Annotated in this window: 24 protein-coding genes; 6 read left to right on the top strand and 18 right to left on the bottom strand. The window is 66.8% G+C overall.

Features of this window, described 5'->3' with window-relative positions:
* Positions 1–112: 112 nt before the first annotated feature.
* From ACFWPK_RS08905 to ACFWPK_RS08950, 10 genes are all read right to left on the bottom strand, one after another.
* On the bottom strand, positions 113–529 hold the full coding sequence (locus ACFWPK_RS08905; RefSeq protein WP_378914023.1) for a hypothetical protein: 417 nt from the start codon (positions 527–529) through the stop codon (positions 113–115).
* 93 nt (positions 530–622) lie between these two features.
* Positions 623–1,546, bottom strand: coding sequence for a hypothetical protein (locus ACFWPK_RS08910; RefSeq protein WP_378914024.1), 924 nt, complete (start codon positions 1,544–1,546; stop codon positions 623–625).
* Between the two features lie 233 nt (positions 1,547–1,779).
* Positions 1,780–3,003, bottom strand: coding sequence for an IS110 family transposase (locus ACFWPK_RS08915; protein ID WP_378914058.1), 1,224 nt, complete (start codon positions 3,001–3,003; stop codon positions 1,780–1,782).
* 365 nt (positions 3,004–3,368) lie between these two features.
* Positions 3,369–3,680, bottom strand: a complete 312-nt coding sequence (locus tag ACFWPK_RS08920; protein WP_378914025.1) for a hypothetical protein — start codon at positions 3,678–3,680, stop codon at positions 3,369–3,371.
* 53 nt (positions 3,681–3,733) lie between these two features.
* Positions 3,734–3,910: a hypothetical protein gene (locus ACFWPK_RS08925; protein WP_378914026.1), complete on the bottom strand. Its 177-nt coding sequence runs from the start codon at positions 3,908–3,910 to the stop codon at positions 3,734–3,736.
* A 228-nt stretch (positions 3,911–4,138) separates the two neighbouring features.
* Positions 4,139–4,354 carry a hypothetical protein gene (locus ACFWPK_RS08930; RefSeq protein ID WP_378914027.1) on the bottom strand — a complete coding sequence of 72 codons (216 nt, stop codon included), beginning with the start codon at positions 4,352–4,354 and terminating at the stop codon, positions 4,139–4,141.
* Between the two features lie 116 nt (positions 4,355–4,470).
* A complete protein-coding gene (locus ACFWPK_RS08935) occupies positions 4,471–5,016 on the bottom strand; it encodes a hypothetical protein (protein WP_378914028.1) in 546 nt (181 codons plus the stop codon).
* Positions 5,017–5,146: 130 nt separating this feature from the next.
* Positions 5,147–5,395 carry a hypothetical protein gene (locus ACFWPK_RS08940; RefSeq protein WP_378914029.1) on the bottom strand — a complete coding sequence of 83 codons (249 nt, stop codon included), beginning with the start codon at positions 5,393–5,395 and terminating at the stop codon, positions 5,147–5,149.
* A 123-nt stretch (positions 5,396–5,518) separates the two neighbouring features.
* Positions 5,519–7,219, bottom strand: a complete 1,701-nt coding sequence (locus tag ACFWPK_RS08945; protein ID WP_378914030.1) for a hypothetical protein — start codon at positions 7,217–7,219, stop codon at positions 5,519–5,521.
* Positions 7,220–7,272: 53 nt separating this feature from the next.
* Positions 7,273–8,493: an AAA family ATPase gene (locus tag ACFWPK_RS08950; RefSeq protein ID WP_378914031.1), complete on the bottom strand. Its 1,221-nt coding sequence runs from the start codon at positions 8,491–8,493 to the stop codon at positions 7,273–7,275.
* A gap of 94 nt (positions 8,494–8,587) precedes the next feature.
* Here ACFWPK_RS08950 and ACFWPK_RS08955 point away from each other — a divergent pair, with 94 nt between their 5' ends.
* A complete protein-coding gene (locus ACFWPK_RS08955) occupies positions 8,588–8,821 on the top strand; it encodes a hypothetical protein (protein WP_378914032.1) in 234 nt (77 codons plus the stop codon).
* A 419-nt stretch (positions 8,822–9,240) separates the two neighbouring features.
* Here ACFWPK_RS08955 and ACFWPK_RS08960 read toward each other — a convergent pair whose 3' ends face one another.
* From ACFWPK_RS08960 to ACFWPK_RS08980, 5 genes are all read right to left on the bottom strand, one after another.
* Positions 9,241–11,070: a BTAD domain-containing putative transcriptional regulator gene (locus tag ACFWPK_RS08960; RefSeq protein WP_378914033.1), complete on the bottom strand. Its 1,830-nt coding sequence runs from the start codon at positions 11,068–11,070 to the stop codon at positions 9,241–9,243.
* Positions 11,071–11,072: 2 nt separating this feature from the next.
* Positions 11,073–11,795 (bottom strand): hypothetical protein, encoded by a 723-nt coding sequence (locus ACFWPK_RS08965; RefSeq protein WP_378914034.1) that lies wholly within the window; start codon positions 11,793–11,795, stop codon positions 11,073–11,075.
* A gap of 87 nt (positions 11,796–11,882) precedes the next feature.
* A complete protein-coding gene (locus ACFWPK_RS08970) occupies positions 11,883–13,022 on the bottom strand; it encodes a lipase family protein (protein WP_378914035.1) in 1,140 nt (379 codons plus the stop codon).
* Positions 13,019–14,260: a cutinase family protein gene (locus tag ACFWPK_RS08975; RefSeq protein ID WP_378914036.1), complete on the bottom strand. Its 1,242-nt coding sequence runs from the start codon at positions 14,258–14,260 to the stop codon at positions 13,019–13,021. Before ACFWPK_RS08975 ends, ACFWPK_RS08970 begins: the two co-directional genes overlap by 4 nt.
* Entirely contained in the window at positions 14,257–15,066 is an 810-nt protein-coding gene (locus ACFWPK_RS08980) for a hypothetical protein (protein WP_378914037.1), read from the bottom strand. The genes ACFWPK_RS08975 and ACFWPK_RS08980 overlap by 4 nt, the downstream gene beginning before the upstream one ends.
* Positions 15,067–15,808: 742 nt before the next feature.
* Between ACFWPK_RS08980 and ACFWPK_RS08985 the strand changes: the two genes are divergently transcribed.
* The 3 genes from ACFWPK_RS08985 to ACFWPK_RS08995 all read left to right on the top strand — a co-directional run bounded on the left by ACFWPK_RS08985 (position 15,809) and on the right by ACFWPK_RS08995 (position 19,176).
* Positions 15,809–16,657, top strand: a complete 849-nt coding sequence (locus tag ACFWPK_RS08985; protein WP_378914038.1) for a helix-turn-helix domain-containing protein — start codon at positions 15,809–15,811, stop codon at positions 16,655–16,657.
* A 183-nt stretch (positions 16,658–16,840) separates the two neighbouring features.
* Positions 16,841–17,614, top strand: a complete 774-nt coding sequence (locus ACFWPK_RS08990) for a hypothetical protein (RefSeq protein WP_378914039.1) — start codon at positions 16,841–16,843, stop codon at positions 17,612–17,614.
* 197 nt (positions 17,615–17,811) lie between these two features.
* Positions 17,812–19,176 carry a hypothetical protein gene (locus tag ACFWPK_RS08995; RefSeq protein ID WP_378914040.1) on the top strand — a complete coding sequence of 455 codons (1,365 nt, stop codon included), beginning with the start codon at positions 17,812–17,814 and terminating at the stop codon, positions 19,174–19,176.
* Here the strand turns inward: ACFWPK_RS08995 and ACFWPK_RS09000 are convergent.
* Genes ACFWPK_RS09000 through ACFWPK_RS09010 form a run of 3 tightly spaced genes read right to left on the bottom strand, consistent with a single transcriptional unit; the run spans position 19,173 to position 21,896 of the window.
* Entirely contained in the window at positions 19,173–19,910 is a 738-nt protein-coding gene (locus ACFWPK_RS09000; RefSeq protein WP_378914041.1) for an HAD family hydrolase, read from the bottom strand. The genes ACFWPK_RS08995 and ACFWPK_RS09000 overlap by 4 nt on opposite strands.
* 2 nt (positions 19,911–19,912) lie before the next feature.
* Positions 19,913–20,461: a flavoprotein gene (locus ACFWPK_RS09005; protein ID WP_378914042.1), complete on the bottom strand. Its 549-nt coding sequence runs from the start codon at positions 20,459–20,461 to the stop codon at positions 19,913–19,915.
* 37 nt (positions 20,462–20,498) lie between these two features.
* Positions 20,499–21,896: a hypothetical protein gene (locus ACFWPK_RS09010; protein WP_378914043.1), complete on the bottom strand. Its 1,398-nt coding sequence runs from the start codon at positions 21,894–21,896 to the stop codon at positions 20,499–20,501.
* Positions 21,897–22,027: 131 nt separating this feature from the next.
* Between ACFWPK_RS09010 and ACFWPK_RS09015 the strand changes: the two genes are divergently transcribed.
* Together ACFWPK_RS09015 and ACFWPK_RS09020 are read left to right on the top strand one after the other, a co-directional pair.
* Complete coding sequence (locus ACFWPK_RS09015; protein ID WP_378914044.1) at positions 22,028–22,339, top strand: hypothetical protein; 312 nt, start codon at positions 22,028–22,030, stop codon at positions 22,337–22,339.
* Entirely contained in the window at positions 22,336–22,809 is a 474-nt protein-coding gene (locus tag ACFWPK_RS09020) for a DNA-directed RNA polymerase subunit beta (protein WP_378914045.1), read from the top strand. The genes ACFWPK_RS09015 and ACFWPK_RS09020 overlap by 4 nt, the downstream gene beginning before the upstream one ends.
* Positions 22,810–23,101 lie beyond the last annotated feature (292 nt).

Here is a 23,101-nt window from a genome sequence, read left to right on the forward strand (position 1 = left end):
CATAGCCCCCGCCGCGCCTCGGACGGAAGCCACCCTCACAGCGACCCTCACCTCCCCGCTGGCCCCCTCCGAAGCGGGGGCCACCACCGGCCATTTCAGTCGGTAGCCGGGGTCAGGAGATCAGGGGCGGCACTGCGGGCGGTGTGAACGCGCCCGGGGCACCGGTCGAACGGAACCGCCAAAACGGCAACACATTCCGCATCACGTCGGACACCGGGGCCGGGGTCACCTCGACAACCGCTCGTGCGGCGCTGTCGGCATTGGCGTAGGTGTTGCCGACCAGCGGCCCCGACAGGATCCGCACCGAACCGGTGTACGGGAAGAAGTCGCCCTCGGTCCGGTAGAGCCGGTAACGCAGGACCACCGGCACCCACGGCACCAGAGCGGGTTGCACCGGCGAGCTGAGCTCACGCACGGCCTCCGCTGCGATGTCGCGCCACAGTGCGAGGCTGTCGGGGGCCTGTCGGGAGTTGGCGAACACCTTGTGCAGGGCAGAGGCCAGGATGGCAGGGGTGGGAGTTGTGTACATGGTCGAGCACCTTTCTCAGCAGATACATTGAGAGGCGCGGTGTCGGACTCCCCGGAGCTAAGGACTCCGGGGATTCCGGCATCGCCCCGATTGTCAGGACGCGAGGGTGAATTTCTTGGGGGCCGTACCGGTCTGGCGAGCGGTCTCGTCCTTGGTCAACTTGACCAGGGCGTTGTGGACCGCGCCGCTGGACCGGTCGAGGGCCTTACCGATCTGGTGTGGGGTGAACTCCTTTCCTGGGTTGTCGCGCAGGTAGTCCTCGACCTGGCCGCGCAGCGCACCGGCGGGCAGCCGCTCCGCCGTCGACTCCGCGTCGGCCGCTGCCGGTTCGGCGGGCGGTGCCGGTGCCACCGGGGCCGGGTCGGCGGGATCGTCGCCCGTGGGGGCAGCTGCCGCCGTTTCCGGCGCGCTGTCCGGCGCGGGGTCGGCCGGTGCCGCCTCCTCGGCGGGGTCGGTCGGGTCCGGGGTGGCCGGTTCCAGCGAAACAGGCTCCGGCGCAGTAAGTTCCGGTGCGGCAGGTTCCGCTGAGTCGGGCGCCGCTGAGTCGGGTTCCGGGGTCACCGGTTCCGGTGCGGCGGGTACTGCCGGGCCGGGTTGCGGGTTGACCGGTTCGGGGGTGGCGGGTTCGGTCGCGGCCGGTTCCGGGGTGGCCGGTTCCGGTTCGGCGGCTATGGGTCCGCCCGGTTCGGTGGCGGGTTCGGGCGCGGCCGATCCAGCGGTGAACCAGGTTTTGGCGGCCCGGGGCGTTTCCGGGTCGGTGTAGGACCGCACGGCACGGGCGGATTCCCACCCGGTCAGCAGACGGCGGGCGGTCGACACCGCGATCCCTGCCGTGTCCGCCAGCGCGGCGGTGGTGCTGCCGGGGTTGGTGCCCAGCGCGGCCCACAATGCCCGGTTGGCCTGTTTGCGCAGTACGGGCACCACAACCGAACCGTGTTCCGGGGCCGGGGCGGCCGTTTCCGGGGCGGGCGCGGCCGGGGCCGTGGGCGCGGTGTCGGTGTTCTTCTTTTTGGACATGGGGGGATTCCTTCCAACAGTGGGTTTCGGTGAATTCGTGTTGTCCCGGTCGGGACGGAATGCCATTCCGGTCGGGGCGAATTCCCCGGGGGGTCGGTGGGCATTCCGGTTCTATGGACGCTCGATGCGGTGTGCGATGTCAAGCGGAACGTGAAAACAAGTTCCGGCCCCGAATTCCTCTCTTCCATTTCCGGAATGCCAACAGCACGAGAGACATCCCAGGAGGTTGAATGTCAAGCAGCGAGCTTCTCGGGAGCCTCGGGCCATGCCGTCTTTTCGTCATAAAGGGTGCCGGTTTTGAGGCAGCCATGAAGGACGCCGACGAGTCGATTGGACAGTTGACGCAGCGCGGCGTTATAGCCGCAGCCGCGGTCTCGTTGCTTGTTGTAGTAGGCCCGAGCACCGGGAGACCCCACCAGTGCGCTCCGCGCCTGACCGGCCAGCGCGTCGATAAGCCGGTCGTTGTGCACGAACCGCGCCAGGGTGACCTTCTTCTTCCCCGACGCGCGAGTGATCGGGGAGGTTCCCGCATAGTTCTTTCGCGCCTTCGCTGTGGCGTAGCGGGTCGGGTCGTCCCCGAATTCTGCGAGCACCCGGGCACCGAGGATTGTCCCAAGGCCGGGTTGGGACAAGATGATCTCAGCGGCCGGGTGCTGACCAAAATGGGCATCGACCTGCTCAGCGAGCGCCTTGATCTGAGTATTGAGCACGCCCAGGACAGCCAGCAACGCGTGAACAGACGCGGCGTATGCCTGGTTGACGGTCTCGGGCTGGCCGAGGTGGCCGGCGCGCAACGCGGACTGAATACGCGCGGCCTTGTCGGCGATATTCCTGCGACGAGCCCGCTTCAACACGGCGCTGATCTGCGCGATCGACAATTTGGCGGCCTGGGCGGGGGTCGGCGCTTTCGCGAGGAGTTCCAGGCTGTCCGCTGCATCGAGGTCGTCGAAGGCTTCCAGAGCCGCAGGAAAGTAGTCCAGCAGCGCGTGCCGCAAACGCTGGGTGTGGCGGGTGCGTTCCCAGATCATCGTCTTATGGATGCGCGTCACCACCTTCACCGCCTCAGCCCGGGCAGAATCGCCCGCGACCGGCCGCAGCTCGTGCGCATGGGTGCGGACCATGTCCGCCAGCATGTGGGCGTCCGCAGCGTCGCTTTTGGCACCCGAGACACCGAGTCGGTCACGAAACCTCGATGCTTGCAGCGGGTTTACCGCCAGCACCGTGTATCCGGCAGCGACCAGAGCCCCGACCCAGGGGCCGCGATCAGTCTCGATACCGATCACTACCTCGACATCGTCGGCATTCTCGCCGACCAGGTCCCCAATCAGCGTGTGGAACTTCTCCATCCCGGCCACCCCCTCGGGCAGCCGTGCCCTTCCCAGCCGCGACCCGGCGGCATCCATCACCTCGACATCGTGATGGTCTTCTGCCCAGTCATCACCCACGAACAGTCTCAACAGCACTCCCGAACTCGATCCCGATCACAACTTCGTCGGCAGCCCGCAGGAGAACTATCAGCGACCTAATCAAGCAGTGCTCACGCCCCGGCTACGGCGGCGGGCACGACATCCCAGCAGCGATCAACTCTCCCGGCCCACCGGCAGGGGCACTGTCTCTCGTCAGGACTCGAAGTCCAGGAATTCGGAGTGCTCACCTACCGGTTGGCTACCAACGGTGAAAGTGTGCCGGATGGCTCACTCCCACAACTGATTAGGAATTCGACTCGCGCGCAATTGTTGCGGCAGCGCGAGAGCCACTCGCGCCGACCTCGCCGCGGGCGAGTAGGCGGACCGAGCACGAGGCCGGTCGAGGGTCGCGCCCACTACGAGTCGGCCTCGGCGGGCTGGGTGTCGTCGGCGTCGGCGGATGGTGCGTCGAGCGCCTCGCGCAACCGTCGCCCGCCGCCGGTCAGGTCGTAGTGCACGAGGTGGTCGAGTTCCCAGCTCTCGACGCACTCGACACAAATGGTGTAGCCGTGGTTGCAACGGGAGGGGTTGCCCACCAGCAGGATCCGACCATAAGGGTCCTCGCTATCGCGCAACGTCACCAATACGTAGGCGTTGCCGCTGAGTTTGGCTCCGGGTTTGATCACGCCGTCCTCGTCGTGACTTTTGGTGTTTTTCATCTCGCGCATGAATGTCTCCTGTTCGCGGTTTGGGATCGGATTCGGTTGTGTCGCTGGCAGGTTCATCGAGTCAGGTGTTGGTATAGGGGGCCGGTGGTGTGGTCGAGCCACACGCTCACCGCGTGCCCGGCGTGGCGGTCGCGCAGCCGGTTCACCGCACCGGTGGCGTAAGCGGCGATGTCGTCGGGGTGCACGAGGTGAACGCGCGGGATGGCGAGCCGGTCCGTGCTGCCGGTCACGTGCGCGACGGTGTACATGCCGCGTTCGTCGTGGCCGCCGGGGGCGTAGATGACGAACTGGTCGCCGGTGACGGGGTTGGCGGCGGCGTAGAGGGTGTCGAGTGCGGCCGTGGTGGGGATCGGGTGGGCATTGCTGGCGAGCCCGGTGGTGGTCTGGACTCGGGAATCGGTGGGGTGCGGCGCGGGCGTCCCCGATGGCTCACTGGCGCTGCGCGCGGGTGTGCGGGTTCACGCCTGCCGGTCGATGAACCACAGCTCCCCGCCGACTCGGGCGGTAGCGCCGCCGGAATGACTCGCGCGTGGCCTGTCACCGACCGCGAGCGCGGTCTGGGCGCGGGGTAGCCCGCGTGCGCGGGGGTTCGTGGTTTCCCGTGTCGGTGGGCGGGCGATCCATCCGCCGACGATGACGAACAGTCCCTCGGTGTCTTCTCGTACGAGTGCCATCAGATCCTCATTTCTGCGCGGTGCGGTTGTCGTGCTGGTCGATTGGTTCGCTCACCCGGCCCGGCCCCGGGCGCGGTGGTCACGCCCGGGGCCGGGCCGTTTCTGGGGGGGGGGATTCAGTCCACGGCGAGGTGTTGCAGGATTTCCGTGGGTGTGACCAGGCCGCTGGTGGCGAGGTGGTGGCGGGTTTCGGCGAGGTAGGCGAGCCCGCCGTCGATGTCGGTCGCCTCAGATTCGAGGCGGTCGTGGGTCTCGGGGTTGTAAAAGCGGCGCGCGCGCAGCGTGGCCGCGATCGTGGTCAGTTGCTGGGCGAGCGCTTGCGCTTCCTCGGCGATCTCGGCCTGTATTCGGTGCAGCCGCGCGAGTACGTTGTCGCGTTCGGCACTGCGGTAGGCGTGCATCCGGTCGAGCCATTCCGGCGACGGTTCCCCGTTCGCGGGGGCTAAAGACCATGGGGTCGCGTGGGCCCGGCCACCGGTCGAGGTTTGGATGGAGCACTTGGCGATGCCGTCGTCGTTGTAGATATTGCGCACGACTCCGCGCCAGGTGCGGTTGTTGTGGCCGGTCACCTCGTCGCCGACTCTGATCGGGCAGTCGACCTCGGGGCGAGTGTCGGTCTCGGTCGGGCTCTGGTCGGTGGTGTTGTGGGCGTTGTCGGTCATGGTGTCGTGTCCTGTCGTTGTCGCCTGTTCGGGCGGTTGGTTGTCGGGCGAACAAGGGGGCTGGGCGGTAGGTGCGGCCCCGGTTGTGGTGCCCCGGGCGCGGTGTCGCGCCCGGGGCACCCGGGGTTTGTCAGTGACCGGGACGGGGCCCGAACATGTCGGTCCAGCAGGACGGGCAGACACGGGATTTGATGAACTCGCGGTCGGGCGCGCTCAGATGTGGCACGGCGTTCTGGATCGCCAGACGTCGCTCACTCCACGCGGTGAACCGGTCCTCGTTGACGTGGAAGGTCGCGCTCTGCTGGCAGGTATCGCAGGTGACTTCCACGGCGAGGTCCAGGGGCGGGGGTGTGTCGAGGTGGTCTCGGCTGTCGGTCATGAGGGTGAGTTCCTTTGCTGTCGTAGTGAATTTCCCGGCCCCTGCCCCGCGTTCGTATGGGGCAGGGTGGGCGGGGGGTTGGGTTGTGCCCCGGGCACGGGTTCGCGCCCGGGGCAACAGGGGTTAGGTGGCAGCGCGTACGGCGGCGGTAGCGGCACGCCCGATCGCGGCAGCGGTAGCGGCCGGGCGGGCGATCCGGTGCATGGTCGCCCCGTCCAGCGGGGTCACCTTGCCGGTCGCCGGTGCCAGCCACAACACCGCGCACCCGGCCGCGCGCAGCGCGTTGAGGCGTTTCTGCCCACGGATTCGGGGGTCGGTCGCGTAGTCGCCGTCGGAGATGATCACCAGCAGCCTCGTCGCCCCGGGCCGGGCCAGACCGAGCGCACCGTCGAGGGCCTCGATGGCGAAGTCGATGGCTTCCCAGCAATCCGGGCAATCGAACTCGGTGACGTATTTGGGGGCGGTGCCCGGGTAGACAATCGGTGCGACCGAGGCCCCGAAAGTCACCGTGGCGGTCGTGGCGGGCAGCGCGGACAACTCCGCCGCGCGGGCGACGATCCACGCGGCCGAGGCCACCGGGGCGGCGAACCGAGCCATCGAGCCGGAGACATCGCAGGCGATCCCGACTCGCAGCGGCGGCAACGGAGTCATTTTGCGGGCCGTGCGAGTGAACGGCTCGGCGGTCGGTATCGCCCCGGCGGCGCGTTGGGCCTCACGCGCCAACGCACCGCGCATCCGCAACCGGCCCGGCGGCACCGCCGAGGTCGTTCTCACAGCGGCGCGTTCGCGAGTGCTGGCGGTATCGAGGGCACGGGCCAGCACCCGCGCGGCGGATTGTTCATCCGGGCGCGGGGCGCGGGTCGTGCGAGCACTGGTCGAGGTATCGGTGCTCGTGTCCTTGCCGAACACCGCCTCCGCTTGCGCGGTGGCGCGTTCATCGGACTCGTCGGCCGCGCGGCGCGCGGCAGCGGCGGCCTCGGCCGGGTCGGGTTCCACCCGTGCCCTCGACACGGCCTCGTTGATGTTGGCGACCGTGGCACCGATCGCGGCCGACAGCGGCGAGTGCGGGACCGGGTCGTCGTGGGGGTCGGTGCCGACGATGTCGAGCCACTGCTGCCCGAGTTCGAGCATGGTCGCGGCATCGTCGTCGGCGACAGTGTGAGCCGCCTGCCAGATCGCCCGCAACTCGGCGAGTTTGTCAGCGCCGAGGATGACCTCGATCGTGTTCGCGGCAGGCGCGCACTCGGCCGCGTCGAGCACACCGCCATCGACTCGGCCGAGGATGAGCGCGGCGTTGTGCGCGGCAGCGTACGGGGTCGGCGGGATCTGGGCGGCGGCATCGGCCCCGCCGTTGTCACCGATCACGATCTCGGTAGCGCTGGCGCGTAGCCAGTGCCGGTCGTCAGGGCGGCGGCGGATCTGGGCGGCCTCGATCCGCGACTCCTCGAGCAGCATCGCGGCCTCGATCACGGCCGGGTTCGCCAGCAGGGGGCGTTCCCACACCGAATGTTTGGCATGGGCGCATTCGTGCACGAACGCACCCCACACCGCCGCGTACCGGTTGCGGTCGGCGGTGCGATCGGGGTGGGCGGTGGCGGGATCGATACCGAGGCGAGTTCCGTCGAGTTCGATCGCCGCGCTATGGGGCATGAACACCGCCGGGTGCCCGTAGGCAGCACCCGGGGCGATCGAGACGACCAGGTCCTCGCGGTCGGCGATCGGTGGGGCCTCGGCGGTCAATTTGGCAGACAGGGAGTCCCAGCCATCGGTGGCGGGGGCGGGAGTCGGGGTGGCGGTCGGGTCGGCGATCAGGTGTCCGGTCATCGCGGGAGTCCTTTCAGGTGGGGTGGCGGTCGGGGTTGGATGCGGGGCCGAGGTCACAGGCGTGCGCCCAGAGTCAGCGGGGTGTGGCGGGTGCCGTAGACACTGCGCACCACATCGGCCACGATGTCGCGGTCCTCTTCGGGTGCGGCACCGATCAAATTGGCTGCGGCGGTGTCGGTATCGGTGGCGGCGGCGATCTTGCGGAACGCCAGCAGCTCGCGCAGTTGCGGGGCCCACCCGGTCTCGCCTTTGTCCTTGCGGGCGGCCAGATTGCGCGCCACCTTGACCGCTTTGGTGTCCACCCCGAGTTGTTCGGCGAGGTCGTAGTCGCTGCCTACCTGTACTTGGAACGCGAACCGCGAGGACAGTGCGTCCGACAAGATGGCACCGTGCACGCCGGGGTTGTGTCCGGCCACCACGAAGAACCCGGGGGCGGCGGTCACGACCTCGCCGCGATGGGCTTTGATCACGATCTCTTTGCGTCCGTCCATCGCGGGGTACACCACCGAGAGCACGGTCGGCGGGATGAGAGTCGCGTCGTCGATGAACAGCACCCGGCCCTCGCGCATCGCCCGGACCAGCGGCCCGTGCACGAATTCAAAAGTGCCATCGGGGTTTTGGGCGTACTCGCCCACGAAATCGGCGACCGTGGTGTCCCCATCACCTTGCACGGTCAGCAGGTCCCCGAACGCTGCCTCAATCAGCGAGGTCTTCCCCGTTCCGGGCGGCCCGTACAGCAGTACCGGGACCTCGGCGGTGCGCATGGTCTGGAGTACGTCGACATCGGCGCGCCCGGCGAGTTTGCGCACGTGGTAGGGCTGCCCGTTCGGCCGGGCCACCGTGTTACCGGTGCGCGCCGGGGTGGCGGGGGCAGGGGTGGCCGGGGTGGCAGGGGTGGCCGGGGCTTTGGGTTTCCGGCGCGTGCGGCGCGGGGCCGGGGTGGTGGCACCACCGGCGGCGGGGGCCGGGGCGGCGGGGGTAGCGGCGGGGGCCGGGGTGGCCGCCGGGGCCGGGGTGGCAGCGGCGGCGGCGGTGTTTTCGTTGGCGCGGTAGCGGCGCGGTGTGGCCGATGTGCGATCGGCGTGCCCGGACTTGGTCAGCGCTTCCAGCGCGTTACCGACAGCACCGGAAGAACGCACGAGCTTTTTCGCGATATCGCGCGGTGACAGTTCGAGCCCGGGGCTCGCTGCCAACTCCCCGGCCACCATTCGCCGCAATTCGCCATTACCCAAACGCGCACCGGTAGCGGGGGCAGGGGTGGTGGTTGTCGACATTTCAACTCCTGAAAATTGAATCCGTTTCACGCTGCCAGCGCGGATCGTGGCATAGGTGTGGCGAGTTCGCCAATCGGATTTCCGAGTTTCCCCGATGAATTTCGGGAACGATTCGACGCTAACTCGACTCGCGACGAAAAAACAACCCGAAAAAGCAGAAACATTTACGCAATTTCCACGCGAGCCCATCAATTCGACCGGACAAAACGAGAAAGAAATGCGCGCAGGCCACCCGGCGGCAGATTCACAACCCACGCCAAAGACAATTGATTCGAACAAAACAATGCAAATAAAAGGAGGAGAGGAAAGACAGAATACTGAGCAGTGAGAGATGGATTCATAACAAGAGGACAGCCGTCGGATGTCGGGAGCGCACCGGCGGAGCATGTCTATACAGCTTTGTGTATAGACAATCCTGGGTGACACCCGCCCGGATATATACCTTCCCACCTGCATGTTTGCAGTGCTTGGGGTGGGTCGTTTTGATCACCTCAACGAATACGACACGGAACCTCACCATCGAACCCCGCACGGATAATTTTTCATCGAGCCACCCGACACGATCGGGTCACCGACTCGACAATGTAGCCAATCCATCGCAGGCAATTGACCCATTCCCCATGTCGACACGTGCGGTATTTGGAGAATTTCACCGCACATCATTTCGCGCCATTTCCACGATCATAGCAATTGGATTTACGGGTCGATCGACAATCGCTGAACGGGGATGTCGCATCAGTTCCGCGCCTATTTCGTGGTGCGGCGAAGCTGCTCGAGGAGGTGCCGGGTTTCGGGGCTCGGGGTCTGGCCGATGTCGGCGAGTTTGCGGGTCAGGAGAGAGTACGTGCGGGCGAGTGCGGCGTATTCGCCGAGACGGGCGTGTAAGCGGAGAATGTCTTGCCAGACGGTTTCGTTGGAGGGGTCGCTCTCAACGATCGTCTCGAGTAATCCCAGCGTGGCGCGAGGGGCGTTTTCGGCGTTTCGGGTGGCCAGCCAGCTCAGCGCGTTGAGAGCATCGCGGCGCGCGGACTCGCGCAGCGCTTCGACCCATATGTCGGTGAGATCGCTGGCCAGTTCGCTGGTCGCCAACTCGGCAATCCGGTGGGCGGCGGCGGCCTGGTCGGTATCGCTGCTGGCGCGACGGCGTTCGATGACGGCGGTGTTGAAGTCCCAGTAGTCGACGCTGACGAGCACGGAGGAGAGGCGGTAGTGCAGTCGGTCGTCGGTGAGCAGTCCGGTGAGCTGGCTGCCGGTAGCGGTGGTGAGGGCGGTGCGTAGTCGGCTCACAGCGTTGGTAAGCGTGCCGGTGGCACGATCGGGTGGGCGTTCGCCCCACAGCACAGTGATCAACTCGCCTCGCGACAGTCCTTCCGGGTGCAGGGCGAGCACGGCCAACAGCTCGCGGCTACGGGGCTGCAACTGACTTGTGATCTCCACGCTCGCACCGGTTTCGGGAGTGCGCCACAAGATCCTGGTCGGCCCGAAGACCCGCAACGTCAGGGCAGGCACGCTGGCCTGCGGCGTCTGGACCACCCCGGAATCCGCGGGCTCGGGTTCGGCCTCGCGCTCGGCGTCGAAGACGGGCTCAGGTGCCGCAGCGAGGTCGCCCTCGACGAGTTGGCCGGCATCCTCGGCTGCGTCGGCGAGGTCGGGCTCATCGACGGGTGCCATCGCGAGGGGGTCGGGGCCCAGCACGAGCGCAGGCTCGGGTGTGCGCGGACGTGCTGAGGGCGCAGGCGCCTGGTCGAGGCGATAGACGGTCGGCACGCTGGCCTGGTGGTGGGTTCGACGGCTTTGGCCTGCGCTGCGGCGTGTGGGTGGGTCTGCGGGCCGGTCGTTGCCGGTCGGTGTGCGGAGCTGGTGATGCAGGGCCGTGGCGATGATCCGCGCCGCCGGAAGCAGGTGCGGGCGGCGGCGCGGCGCGCGGGTGCCGTGCAGCAGCGCCCGTGCGCTGGCCCGGCTCTCGGGCAAAGTGCCCAGCAGCGGCAGCCCGAGGACTGTGGTGTAGTCGCTGCTCGCACTCGCACCGATCAGCACGATTCCCCGGCACGGGCTGTGCCGGGTGAGTGCACGGATGCGGCGGGCGGCGTGCTCGGGATCGCTGTGCTCGGCACGCACGACGATCAGGCAGGCGTCAGCGGCGGCCAGGACCGGGTGAGGTCTCGAATCCGGCTCGGGTGCACCGCAATCAGCGAACACGGTCGCCCCGAGTGCGCGCCAGCTCGCGTGCGGACCGGTCAACAGCTGCGCGGCAGGGACAGCTCGGCCGGTGGCGCGGTGCGGTGGCGCGGCCAGCAACGCCTCCCCGCCGGGCAGGAACTGCACGTGCTGCACCAGCAGGCCCGGGTCGATCGGCTCGCCGGGCGTGACCGCGCGGGCCAGGCTCGCCAAACCCAGATACGGGTCAGCGTCGACCATCTCGGCCAGCTGGCCGCCTGCGGGGTCGGCTTCCACGATCAGACCGGCTTCCGGGCCGGGCCAGGTGTGAGCGAGAGCGAGAGCGGTCGCGGTGGTCCCGGCACGTGGGCTCAGGCCAACGACCGCGATCAACAGCGGCGCCTGCGAGCCTGACCTCATCCCTAGCCCTGCTTCTGAAAGTTGGAGATCAGCAAAGCTGCTCCGGTATCGGCGGGGCGAGTGTTGATCAGCTGGAGGTAGTCAAGGCGTTTGCGGTCGGGGTGCAGCTCGGCGATGTGCACATTCGCGGTGGTCGCCGAGATCGGCGTGATCGCCACGCAATGGGTGGTGCCCGCCGGGATGGAAGCGATGCCCACCGCGAGTCCTTCGGCGGCGATCCCGGCCTCCGGTGCGATCAGTCGCAAGGCGGCCTCGGGGTTGCGGTGGATGTAGTAGGCGGCCTCGAAGGAGGCGATCAGTCCGGGCACGGTGGTGGGGTCGCCGTCGCGGTCGGTGACCACGGTGCCCGACAGTCCGGTGCACGCCCCTTCGGCGGTGGAACTCGCGCTCGGCGGTGCCGCCGCGTCACCTGTCTGTTCGGAGTTGGTGGCTGACAACGCCACTGCACCACCCAGGATGGCAACGGTGGCCGCCAGCGCGGCCCAGGCCCTGCCCGGCAACCGGTGCCACGCCCTGTCCCACCGCGACAGGGATCCATCGGTGTCGGCGGTGTCAGGAGTGTCGGGTGCCGCCACCAGCCAGCGGACTTTGCGTGGTGGTGATTCGGCGAGCGCTTCGATGTCGGGTTCGGGGCCCGCCACGATGTGCATCGCCGGTGCCGGTCGCGGCGGTTGGAACAACTCCGATGGGTCGTTGTCATCGGGTGGTGTGTCGCGGAACCTCATTCATATCGCCTCGCGGTCGAAGCTCCGGGGGCCTGCCCGCATCCGGGGAAGGGGGTTGCGGGATGCGGGCAGGTTCCCCCGGAGGGGTCATGGGCGGCTCGTCTGCTCGCTGTGCTCGCTCTCAGGCTGTGTCGAGGTGGGCGAGGTCGCCGGCCGACTCGTGAGGTCTTCGCCGAGCCGGGCGAGGACATCGCTCATCGCGAGGTGCGCGGTGGAGCGGTGATCGGCCTGGTATTCACGCCAGGACACGAGCGTGCCGCGTTGCCGGTACGCGATGAGAGTGCGCCGACCAGCGCGCACGGGCACGACGAGGTCGAGCTCACCGTGATACAGGTGCATCGGCATCGGCGGCTTGGTGTGGCCAAGGGTTTCGAGCGCCAGCACCCGCCGCCACCAGTGATCGTTCCAAGGGTCCGCACCTTTGGTCCAATGCGCCAGTGGTTGCGGGAACCGTTCTCGCAGTTCGACACTGGTGAGGTGCTGTGCCTCGGCGACAGCTTGCACCCCGGCCTCGCTCAGCACGTGACGCAGCGGGAGCTGGTCATAGGCATGGGCGAGCCCGATGAACCCGGCCAGTCCCAGTCCCGCGCCCGCACCCTCACTGATCTCCGAGGCTACGGCCACGAGGTCGGAGACGACGGCTCCGGCGGCGATACCGCGCAGATCCACCTCGGGGGCGTACCACGGCTGCAGCTCCCCAGCAGCCGCGACGACCCGCCCACCGTCGGCGTATCCCCAGGCCACGACCGGAGCGACGGGCAGATCGAGGTTCGCACCCCGATACACCGCCCGCGCGAGATCGAGCACCGCTCTGGCACCATCACGGGCGGCGAGGAAGGTGTGGGGTCCGGTGCCGACGCCGAGTCCTTGCCCATCGGGTATCGCCACCACCCACCCTCGATCCAGGGCCGCTTCGATCGCGTAGGTGTCGGGTTCGGTGCCGGTCGCCAACAGTTGCGAGGGCGCGCACACCCCACCCATGCCGTGAAAAGGCGGGCAGTACATCAGGATCGCGGTCTTCCCCGGCTCGGCGGTCGCTTCAGGGATCAACACGATCGCCGAGGCGGGCAATAGTTGCCCCCGTGAACCGGTGGTGACGTAGATGACCTGCCATGCCCCCGCCGCCCCCGCGAGTTGGGAGGCGAAGACGGGCCTGGTGCGGACAAGGTGCCCGGGGCGCACACCGTCACGCAGGATCGGTGTTTGGTAGAAGTCGCTGAATTTCACTGGTAGCTCCCGGCGAGGTCGTGGGCGAGGGCGGTCATCCACGCGACTCCGCTGGCGAGTTGCCCGGTCGCGTGATAGCTGGTGTGGCGGGAAGAGGTATCGGCGTAGCGAAGCAACACCGCCAGATCGAGCAGATCGGCGTTGTCGGCGACCAATTGCCCCCACGCCGCCGACAATCGCGCGGCGAGTTTGGGCAACTGGGTGAGCGGGTTTGCGATCACCACAGCGGTGATCTGCGCCCACCGCGCCGACGCGGAGGCGTTGTCCGCAGGTCCCGGAGCCGGTGTGCGAGAGTCAGCGGCGTCGGTGAGCCGCTGAGCCAGACTCACCGCGGGTACATAGTCGACGAACCCGGGCCCGACCTGGAAGTCGTTGTTCACCACGGTCGTCCAGGCGTCACCGAGAGTTGCCGACAGCAGCGACTGGATCGAGCCCAGAGCGGCGACCGGGTCGCGCAAGTCGGCCTGGGCGGCGATCTGGGCCGACATCCGCAGCAGCGCTGCGCGATCGGGTGCCGAGCAACTGAGGTCACCCTCGATGCAGATGTCGACCACGCGTCCTGTCACCGTGCCGTAGTCGATGCCAGAGGTGGTGGTGGCGATCCCTCCACCGGAGGCGGGCGGGGTGGTGATCGCTACCTGTGACACCGCCGCCCCGCTCGTGCCGGGGGCCGGGTCCGGTGTCAGTTGTCCGGGACGGCCGGGGATCACCGGCGAGCCCGGAGCGCGTTGCGGATCGGAGAACAGTGCGATCCCGGCGACCCGTCCAGGATCGACGGGGCCTTCCCTGGCCCCGACAGACTGCGCGAAAGACGAAACGACCTGCGCACCTTGGGAGTACCCGACAGCTGCGAGAGCGGTGCCGGGGCAGTCGACGGCGATCCGCCCGGCCGTGTCGGTGAGCCCGGTCAATCCCGCACCCGCCGACACCACGTACGGGTCGGTCCCGCCGCCGGTACCGACCGCGCCACCGAACGAAGCCGAGTAGGGAATGTAGGTGCGTGCCACCAGATTCGGTGCGGCGGCCATCACCGGACCGAGCAACTGCCCCAGCATCCCGCTGTCAACGATCTCGGAGGCGCCCGGCGAGGACTCGCTGGTGCCCTGCACCCCGAGCACCCACAGCGCCGGGCAGCTCGGCCCCGCCGGAGACGGTTGCGCGACACCGGTGCCCGGCGCGCAGAGGCTACCGGCGAAGGTGGCCAGGACAGCCGCGGTGAGGACACGCCTCGCGGTCACGGCTGTCCCACCCCTGCGCCTGCACCGAACCCCGCACCGACCGTGCCGCCGACCAACGCGCCCACGGCGGCGGCAGGCACCCCCGCCACCAATGCGCCCGCGACCGCCCCGGCCACCGCGCCCAGAGCCGTTCCAGCGACGCCGCTGGTGATGGTGCCGATCACCGGGATCGCCACCACGGTTCCGATTGCGGCCCCGGCGATTCCGCCGATCGTGCCACCCGCCAGCGCGCCCACGGCCGCACCAGCGGCTGCTGCGGGGGCACCGGTTATCGTGCCGCCGATCGCGCCACCGGCCCCGGCACCGGCGACCGTGGCCCCGGCGACCCGGTCAGAGCGTCCGGCCGGGAGCCCGACCGAGTCCAGGAACGTCGCGGCCTGCGCTTCCAGGTCGGCGGCGACGTTGTTGATCGTGTCGCCGACCTCCGGCGGCAGCCACTCCGGGTCGGGGAACTGGGCCGTCCCGATCCGGATCGTGTCCGGCGGTGGCTCGATCGGCGCGACCGGTTCCACCGGCACCGGGGTGTGTAGCTCGATCACGTACACCGGCGGCGCGGGCTCGGGTGAGGGAGCCGGACGCGGGGACGGACCATTACGGATCTCGGGTGGCTGCTCGACATACACCGGCGGTTCGGGTTCCGGCGCTGGTGGCGGGGCTGGAGCCTGCGTCCCGGGCTGGGCTGGGGCCGTGACGCCGGGCTGGTCAGCGATCGAGGCCAGCGGAGCCATCGCGCTCGCGGGCTGGGCGGCCAGCATCATCAGCACCGGCACGGCACCAGCAGCCACTATGCGGCCACTCCACAGCATCCGCCCTCCGTAGGTCAGGCGAGGGCTGCGGGCCGGGTGGCAGCCTTGCACCGGGAGCGCGACAGCGACCGGCGATGTATTCCCATTTTTGGGCATGACAAATAACCCTTCGATCGAAGGTGGAAAAAGACCAGGGAAAAGACCAGGGAGAAGACTAGGAATTGCGCCAATTTGCGACAAATTCCCGTGTCTCCCGGCTGCGGATCGCAGCCGGGAGAGTCGGGCTCTCGATTCTTCTAGTCAGCGAGAACCAGCTGACCGATCAGAAGAACGGCAGCACCTGTACCGCGATTGCCAGCGCATTCGAGACCAGTGACGCACCGGCACTGAGCACCGACAAAACTGTGTAGAGATCCATGATTTCCCTTTCGGAGGAGGTTGGGGTACCTCACCATCACAGCCCCGAAAACCAGTGCAGCGCTACCCCTTCGACTGGTAAAAATTGTGTCCGCCACTCCGGTTACCACCCCACCGACAGCGGGTGGCCTGCGCCGATCGGCGAAACTGGTAAGAAAAGTGTCAGAAAAGAAATTCTCCGGGGCCTGTCCCCCGCCAAAAGGGCACTGCAAATACCCCGCACGCCCCACGCGGAGTCCGTAGCTAATTGTCAGCCAGGTCACAGCGAATGATCGGTGGCCGGACCGGTCTGTTTCTGGTACGAATTAATCAACTCGGGGGAGTTAACCCTTCAATCTAACTCCTGGTGGAGGGCAACGGAAGACCGTAGTAGGAGGGGCTTGACATGAACCGGAGGACCAACCCGACCAACGATCCGCGACGAGGCCAGGGACGCACCGAACCCGAGCTACCTGACCTGGGCCGATGGGTGCGCAGAGTCCGCGAGCACCGCGAACTCTCCCGGCCCGAGGCCGCCGGCCTGCTCAAAATCAGCTACGAGCTGCTCAAGAAGATCGAGTACGGCACCGCCCCGTGCACCCTGCCGGTGCTCGAGCAGATGATCACCACCTACGGCCTGGATATGGCCCAAGCCCGCCACACCCGCGACCTCACCCGGGACCCTGTGTCGCTGGACCCGGTCGAGGAACTACGAACCCGTCCCAGCGCCGCCGACCACCTCTCGACACTGAGCAGCCTCGACGAGCGCGGCCTCGTCGGTGCCTACATCGACCCCTTGTGGTCGTTGGTTCACGCCAACAAACGATTTCGCTCCGAGTTGCCCGGTATCGACTACTACGACGACAACGTCAGCTTGTGGTTCTTCCATCCCGGCACGACCGCACACACCGCCGAATCCCTTGTCGTGGACTGGGATATCGCCGCCGCCTACCTGGTCGCGTCCCTGCGCGCCGCGTTCGGTATCTACCGTCAGAGCCCACAGGCACAGGCCCTGTTCGAGAAGCTTTGTGGTTCAGTCATTTTCACCGAGTTGTGGAACACCAGGCTCGGGGTCGCCTACGGCTACCAGACCGAGGAACCCCTCCGACTCCGCGAACCCGGCACCGGAGAGTTGTACTGCGTCCGGATCCACCTCGGTGCCAAGGGTCGTACACACCTCGGCACCAGAGACACCCCGGATCTCCGATTCTGCATGGGCTACCGCGACCCCTGCGACCCACCGACCCACCTCTGACCCGCCCCGCTCAACAACGACCCGTCTCACCGAACACACGGCGAGACAACCGAACACCGACACAGGAGCAGACAATGACCGCTGTCCCCACCCGCATCAGCCATCACGACGCCAAACCGGGACCTCGTGCCCAGCGCGAGGTGGACATCGTGCTCATCCCGCCGCACATGCGAGGCCAATGACATGTTCAACCCGCCTCTGCTACCCGGGATGCCCGACTTCCACGACTCGGTGGAATACCTGCGCCACAACCGCAAGCTATCCCGCGAATCCACCGCCCAAAAGGCTGGAATCAGCAGCACTCACCTCAACGAGATCATCTGGCAACGCAAGATTCCCGGCTCCACCGTGTTCGACAAACTCGTCTGGTTTTTCGGCTTGACACCCGCACAACGGTGGCACCTGGAAGAGCTGATGCAGCCCTCCGGGCGTCTGCTGTCCTCCGACGAACTGCGCCGCCACCTCACCGACCAGGGAGTCCAAGCCCACCTCGACTACCTCGACCAGCACGAGATCCTCGGCGGCTACCTCGACCCGCTCCAGACCGTCCTGCACGGCAACGAGATACTCCACCAGATGATGCCCGGCCTGGACAAGGCCGACCACAACGTCATTCGTTGGATGCTCACCCCCGCCGCCCGCGACCGCGTCTACGGCTGGCACGGCGAACTGCTCTACCTCGTCCGTAACCTGCGCACTGTGCTCGCCCGCTACCGCGACGATCCCCAGGCCCAAGAACTGTTCCGAACACTGCGCAAAGACATCGCCTTCCGCAGTGCCTGGGACGGCACCCCGATGCAAGTCGCCTACAACTGGCCCCGCACAACACCGATGCGTCTGCGCGTACCCGGCATCAGACAACCACTCGCACTCAACCTCGAAATCAACGAATACGGAGCATGCTCCACCGTCCTCATCGTCCACGGCCTCTACAGCACAGCCGCGATCGCCTGTTGAGAACACCTACCGGCCCGAGCAACGCTGCCCACGCGATGAGATCTGTTCGACGAATGTCGGACGGGTCTCACCTCGCGATCACTTTCTGTCACAACATGTTCGGCGAGACGAGCGCCGAAAAATACACCTCTGTACTGGATTTCGACTCGCATCTAGCAGGAAACGACAACGGTAAAGATCGGCAGTAGTGGGGTAACGTGAATACTCCCCAGACCACACGCTGGAAAGTAGGGGCGGCGGTGATACGAGCGCGGGAATGGACCGGCTTCGAAGCGGTCGCGCTGCAGGTAGCGATGCGCAGGTCGATACGAGAGTTCGCCGCGCTACTGGGTGTCGAGACGACAACGGTCAACAACTGGCGTTCGCGGCTGAGCTCGGTAACACCTCGCCCCGCAACACAAGCGATCTTGGACACTACCTACGGACAGCGTGCCACTGCCGAGGACAGGGCACGGTTCGACAACATCGTTGCAGAGGGCGAGGCCGCATGGAGCGGCCGACGTCCCGCGCCCTCACGCGGGTCCGCCAAACCATCGAGTGCGGCACTCGTCGCCACTCCATCAGGCAGCTACCTGCCAGTGGAAAGCGATCGGGAAACGATCGAAGTTTTCGACGGCAGCGCGGCCTCGTCGCTGATGCGCTCGCTGGCGGCGTCGGAAGGTTCTCTCGGTAGCTTTGCCGCCGTCACCGATCTACTGGCAGGCCAGCGCCAAAGCATCGCACCTGACGCGCTGATCGGCCCGATAGAAGCACATCGAGACGCTGTCGCCTCCTTGTTCCGGGCTGCGACCGACGACCGCATCAAGCGCCGCGCCGGGGCACTACTGGGGGAGACATCCGTTGTGGCAAGCCGGGTGTGGAGTGCCATCGGTGACCGGCCGATGGCACTCACACATTGCGCGTTCGCCCGTAAACTCGCCGACCAACTCCAGGACAAGACGATGGGCGGGATCGCGCGCATCTTCGAAAGCAACCTTCGCTCGGATGCGGCAACGTTGATCAGTTCCGATGGCGACGTCGTCATCGGACTCCGGATACTCAAGGAGGCCGCTGGCGTCTCCGAGTACCTACCGCCTGCCGCGCGAGCCAGAATCGGTGCCGAACAAGCACAAGCCTACGCAGTGCTCGACCTGCGGGACGAATGTGAAGAAGCACTGACTCGCGCACAACGCGCCGCCGAGGATATCGACGAGAACGACCGTTCAGGGCTGTTCAGTGACTGGAACACCACTCGCATCCAGGTCTACGTCGGGACATGCCAACTTCTCCTCGGCCAGCCCAAACGCGCAATTACCGCGCTCAACAAGGCGTTGAGCTCGGCTGATATGGACAGCCCCAACGTTGCTCTGGCCGCCCGCGTTGATCTCGCCAGCGCTTATTCCTTATCGGGCGAACTCGAAGAAGGTTGCAACGTTCTCGGCGAGACGTACCTAGCCCTGGCGACCATGGGCAACCATCGCGGACTCGAACGTGCACAACGAGCCATCGAGAGGATTGCTCCTTGGCAGAACGAACGACCGGTCCTCGCGTTGATGGAGCGAGTACGCAGCATCAACGCCTAGCGATCGATCCTCACAGTCGACTGGATCGCTTGCGCTGAACGGACGGCCTCCAACACCTTGTCCGAGTCCAGCTCGTTCACGATCGCATCTGGTGAGTGCCCTGCCAGCTCTTCGGGGGTCAGCCTGTGAGCGACGGCAACAACCCCGAATCCGGCGTGTCGAGCAGTAGCGATATCGTTCGGCGCGTCACCGATGATGATGGTTCGCGTCGGCTCGATCGGATGCCCGTACTTGGCCTGAAACCGGTCGGCGACGAACGCGGGCAGATCGAATCGTTCCCTCGCGTCTGAGCCGAAAGCGCCGATGTCGAGGTCCAGGTGTGAGTCGAGGCCCGCAACGGCGAGTTTGAATTCAGCCGACACCCGCAGGTTTCCGGTGAGTGCCGTCTGGACGTATCCGTGCTCGGCCAAGGTGGCGATCGTGTGAGCAGCACCGGGGTAAGCCGCCTGGTCGCGGGCGAGTTCGGCCTCACCTTGCGACATGACCTCCATCAGTACCTCGGCATACCGATTGAAGCCCTCCTCGGCCGCCTCGCTGGCGACTCCCGACGCGATAGCCGTGTCCACGACGATGGACTCATCGGTGTAGCCGTGCACCCGCGCAGCGGGGAAGACGACCGCAGACTCTTCGATGCCGTAGGTGCGAGCGACGGCTCGCCGTAGCCACCGCAAGTCCGCTGGGATCAGGGTGCCGTCAACATCCCAGACAATCAGTCCTGCCTGTGTCTCAGCCATGTTCACCGATTCTCGCAGACGGTAGCGGGTCCCGCAGCGATCAGTGGTTCTCGTAGCGCGCTCAGCGCCGACGTCCACGGAAGCGGGCCGGTGTCGGAGTCCTCGGTAATGCGCACGAATCGAACGCCCCACTCCGCAAGACGTTCGCGTGCCTGGCGTACGGCCGGGAAGTTCATCTGCTCCTGCTTCGCGTGCGGAATCGCCACCACGGGCAGCCCAGCACCCACAGCCTCGACCAGCAGGGCGAGCGGCAATGTGTCGCCTATGCCGGTGGCCCATTTGGCCAGCGAGTTCGTGGTCAACGGTGCAGCGACGATCGCGTCGGCGGCCGGGAGGAGGTCGTCGGTTCCCGGTTCTTTGAACTCCCACCGCACCGGGTGACCGGTCTGCGCTGCCAGTGCTTCGACGTCGAGGAAGCGGACACCGTTAGGCGAGGCGACGACGCACACGTCCCAGCCGTCAGCTTGCGCGAGTTCGACCAGTTCGCCGACCGTGTCAGCTGGTGACGCACCGGTCACGATCGCATACAGCACCCGAGTTCGCTCAGTCATGAGCCCATCATGGCAGCCTGACCAGGCGCTGTCCGGCCTACACCACCGCTACGCCTACACGGTGAGCGAGGTTGCCCAGGTCGCCCGCGGTGAGGCTGCGCTTGGCTTCTCCCATCATCTGCGCGACTGCCTCCTGCACCTCATTCATGTTCCGGACATGTTCTGGCGCAATGCTTTCAGCTCGCAGGAACGCATCGATGGCGATCGCGTGGGCACGACGTGACGCCGCTGCACGCCCGACCTCGACCCAGTACTGGGCTGCCCGGCCCGGGGTCGGCAATGTCTGCGGTTTGAGCTTCCTTGCCAGGTCGAGCACGGTATCTGGCTCATGTGCTTCCATGGCGACCGACATCTTCCACAGCGCCACGTTCGATGAGCCGAAGGTGGTGTTGGCGATGACGGTCGTGTGGTCGGTCGGGATGGGGCGGTCGAGCCGTGCGGCGTACTCGGCCGCGTGTTCGAGGTGATCGCGGGGATCGCCGCCGGTGGCCGCTGTCGCCAACGATGCCTGCAGGTGCAGCATCCCGACTGTCTGCACATCGTTGGCGGTCTGTGCTCGCGATCCGACCACGGCCGCAGTGCTTTCCGCGCGCTCCAGCGCGGCCTTCAACGACATCGGTCGCGTCAGTAGAACCTGGCTGCTGACAAACGCCGCAGCCGCGATCCCTGGCCGACTCTCGATAGTGCGAGCAGCGTCTTCGGCGGCCCGCGCGGCTGACCAGGCCAGCGCGAGGTGTCCTCGGGCGCGCATTACCACCGATGTGTCGAAAGCGACCTGGGTCAATGCGTCCCAGGCGATGCGCTGGTCACCACCACTGCTTTTGTGTGTGTGCCGGTAGAGGTCGGTGATCAACGGGCCTACCAGCAGCGCGAAAGTGGTGTACTCGCCGGCCATGTTGAGTCGCGTGACCGATCGGGTGGCGGCCAGGAGCGCGGAGATCGGGCGCAACGGTCCGGTGTCGGTGACGTTGCCTGCGGCCCAGAAGGCGGTCTCGATGTCGCTCACCAGTGCCGAGAAGTCGTCGGCCTCGGCCAGCGGTGCGTCCGCTGCGGTCGATCCTCGATCAGGCGAGCCCGCGAACACCGCCTCGGTTCGTTCGAGGCTCGGTTCGCTGTTGGTCGGTACAGCAACAGTGGTCGAGGCGGCACCATGTCGTCGCGCCTGTTTCGAGTGTCGCGCTCTCCAAGCGGTTTCGCCTTCGGCGACGATCTGCTCGAATCGTTCGCGGTCTTCTGGCGTCGTACGTTTCGCGTAGGTGGTGTCGAGGATCTCCTGCTTTTCGGAGCGGGGTGTGACCGCGCTCAGACCCGATCGCCAGTTGTTGATCGTGGTGGTCTCGACGCCGAGCATCGCGGCGAACTTGCGGATCGGCTGTCTCATCGCCTCTTGCAGCGCGGCAGCTTCGAAGCCGGTCCATTCCCGCCCTCGGATCATGCGGCCCCCTACTTTCCAGCTCCTGAACTGGGAAATGCCTACGGTACGCCCACGCTACGCCACCACTGTGCGGTTCCTGCCAATGCTGTTGGCGGGCAACGATTGAAACCGGAACCCGCTTCGGAGAATCCGTGGCAAAGCTGCCGAACGGGTGCACCTCGTTGTTTTGGAAGCGTCACCAGGAAGGCCCGCGCATGACACATTCGGACGAGTTGAACACGCAGCCCGCGGTGAGGCGTGCCCAGTCCTCGGGCGCCAGCCCGATCGCTTCCGCCAACGCTGTCGTTGCGGCCGAGGCCACCCACAACCAATCGCGCGCCGAGCTTGTCAGAGCGCTCGAGGCGATGGAGCTGGCCGGGTTTCTCACGGCTGCGCCCGCTGTAACCACGACCGAAGCCGCCGACACGACGGCCGTGACCGCGCCGACTGGGGAGTTGCGATGACCCAGACCAGCACACCTAGAGCCTGGACCGAATCCCCCCACTCACGCTGCCAGTTCTACCGGAGCATGTGCTCGCTGCCCACCGTGATCGATCCGGCAACGGGGCGGATCACGATGCGGGCCGGGTTTGTCGGGGCGGTGATGATGCCGACCGAGCTCGGTCAGCGGGTCAAGACCAGTCTCGATCTTCGCGGTGTCGCGCCGTTGTCGATCGTCGGCCACCCGCGCGCGGAAATGTGGACATTCCTTGTCCGGACCGATATTAGGCCGATCGGCGACCCCGCCGAGGTGGCGCGCTTATGGAAGGCGCGGGTGGTGGTGATCCGCGATGGTGACATCGCGTTGCCGTCCCCGGTGGTGGACCCGCTGATGATCCGCACGTGGGTGTCCCCGGCCACCAGCGCTTTTCGCCCCTCGGGGGCTGTGGTGATCGAGTGCGCATTATCGATCTTGAGGCAGATCGGGCAATGAACAACGACGGCCGGTCACCTCGCCCTGACGAACCAGATATTCGCCTTTCGGTCGAATTGGCTGGTGTGCGCGTGTATTTCGCCGCATGCCTTACGGCCGCGCTGGTGTTCGTCTGTGATGTGGCCGCCCGCCGCCCTGGCACTGTCGCCGTCTATCCCGGCCACTGTGCCGGATTGCCCCGCCTCCCTAACGAGCGCCGTGCGCCACGAGGCGCTGTTATCCATATTGGAGGTGGAATGACTCCGAAGTGATTGTGTCGCAGCACGATTGCTGTAGCTGAGGGCAGCCTGAT

Source organism: Nocardia sp. NPDC058519 (genome assembly GCF_042719755.1).
Classification (GTDB): Bacteria; Actinomycetota; Actinomycetes; order Mycobacteriales; family Mycobacteriaceae; genus Nocardia.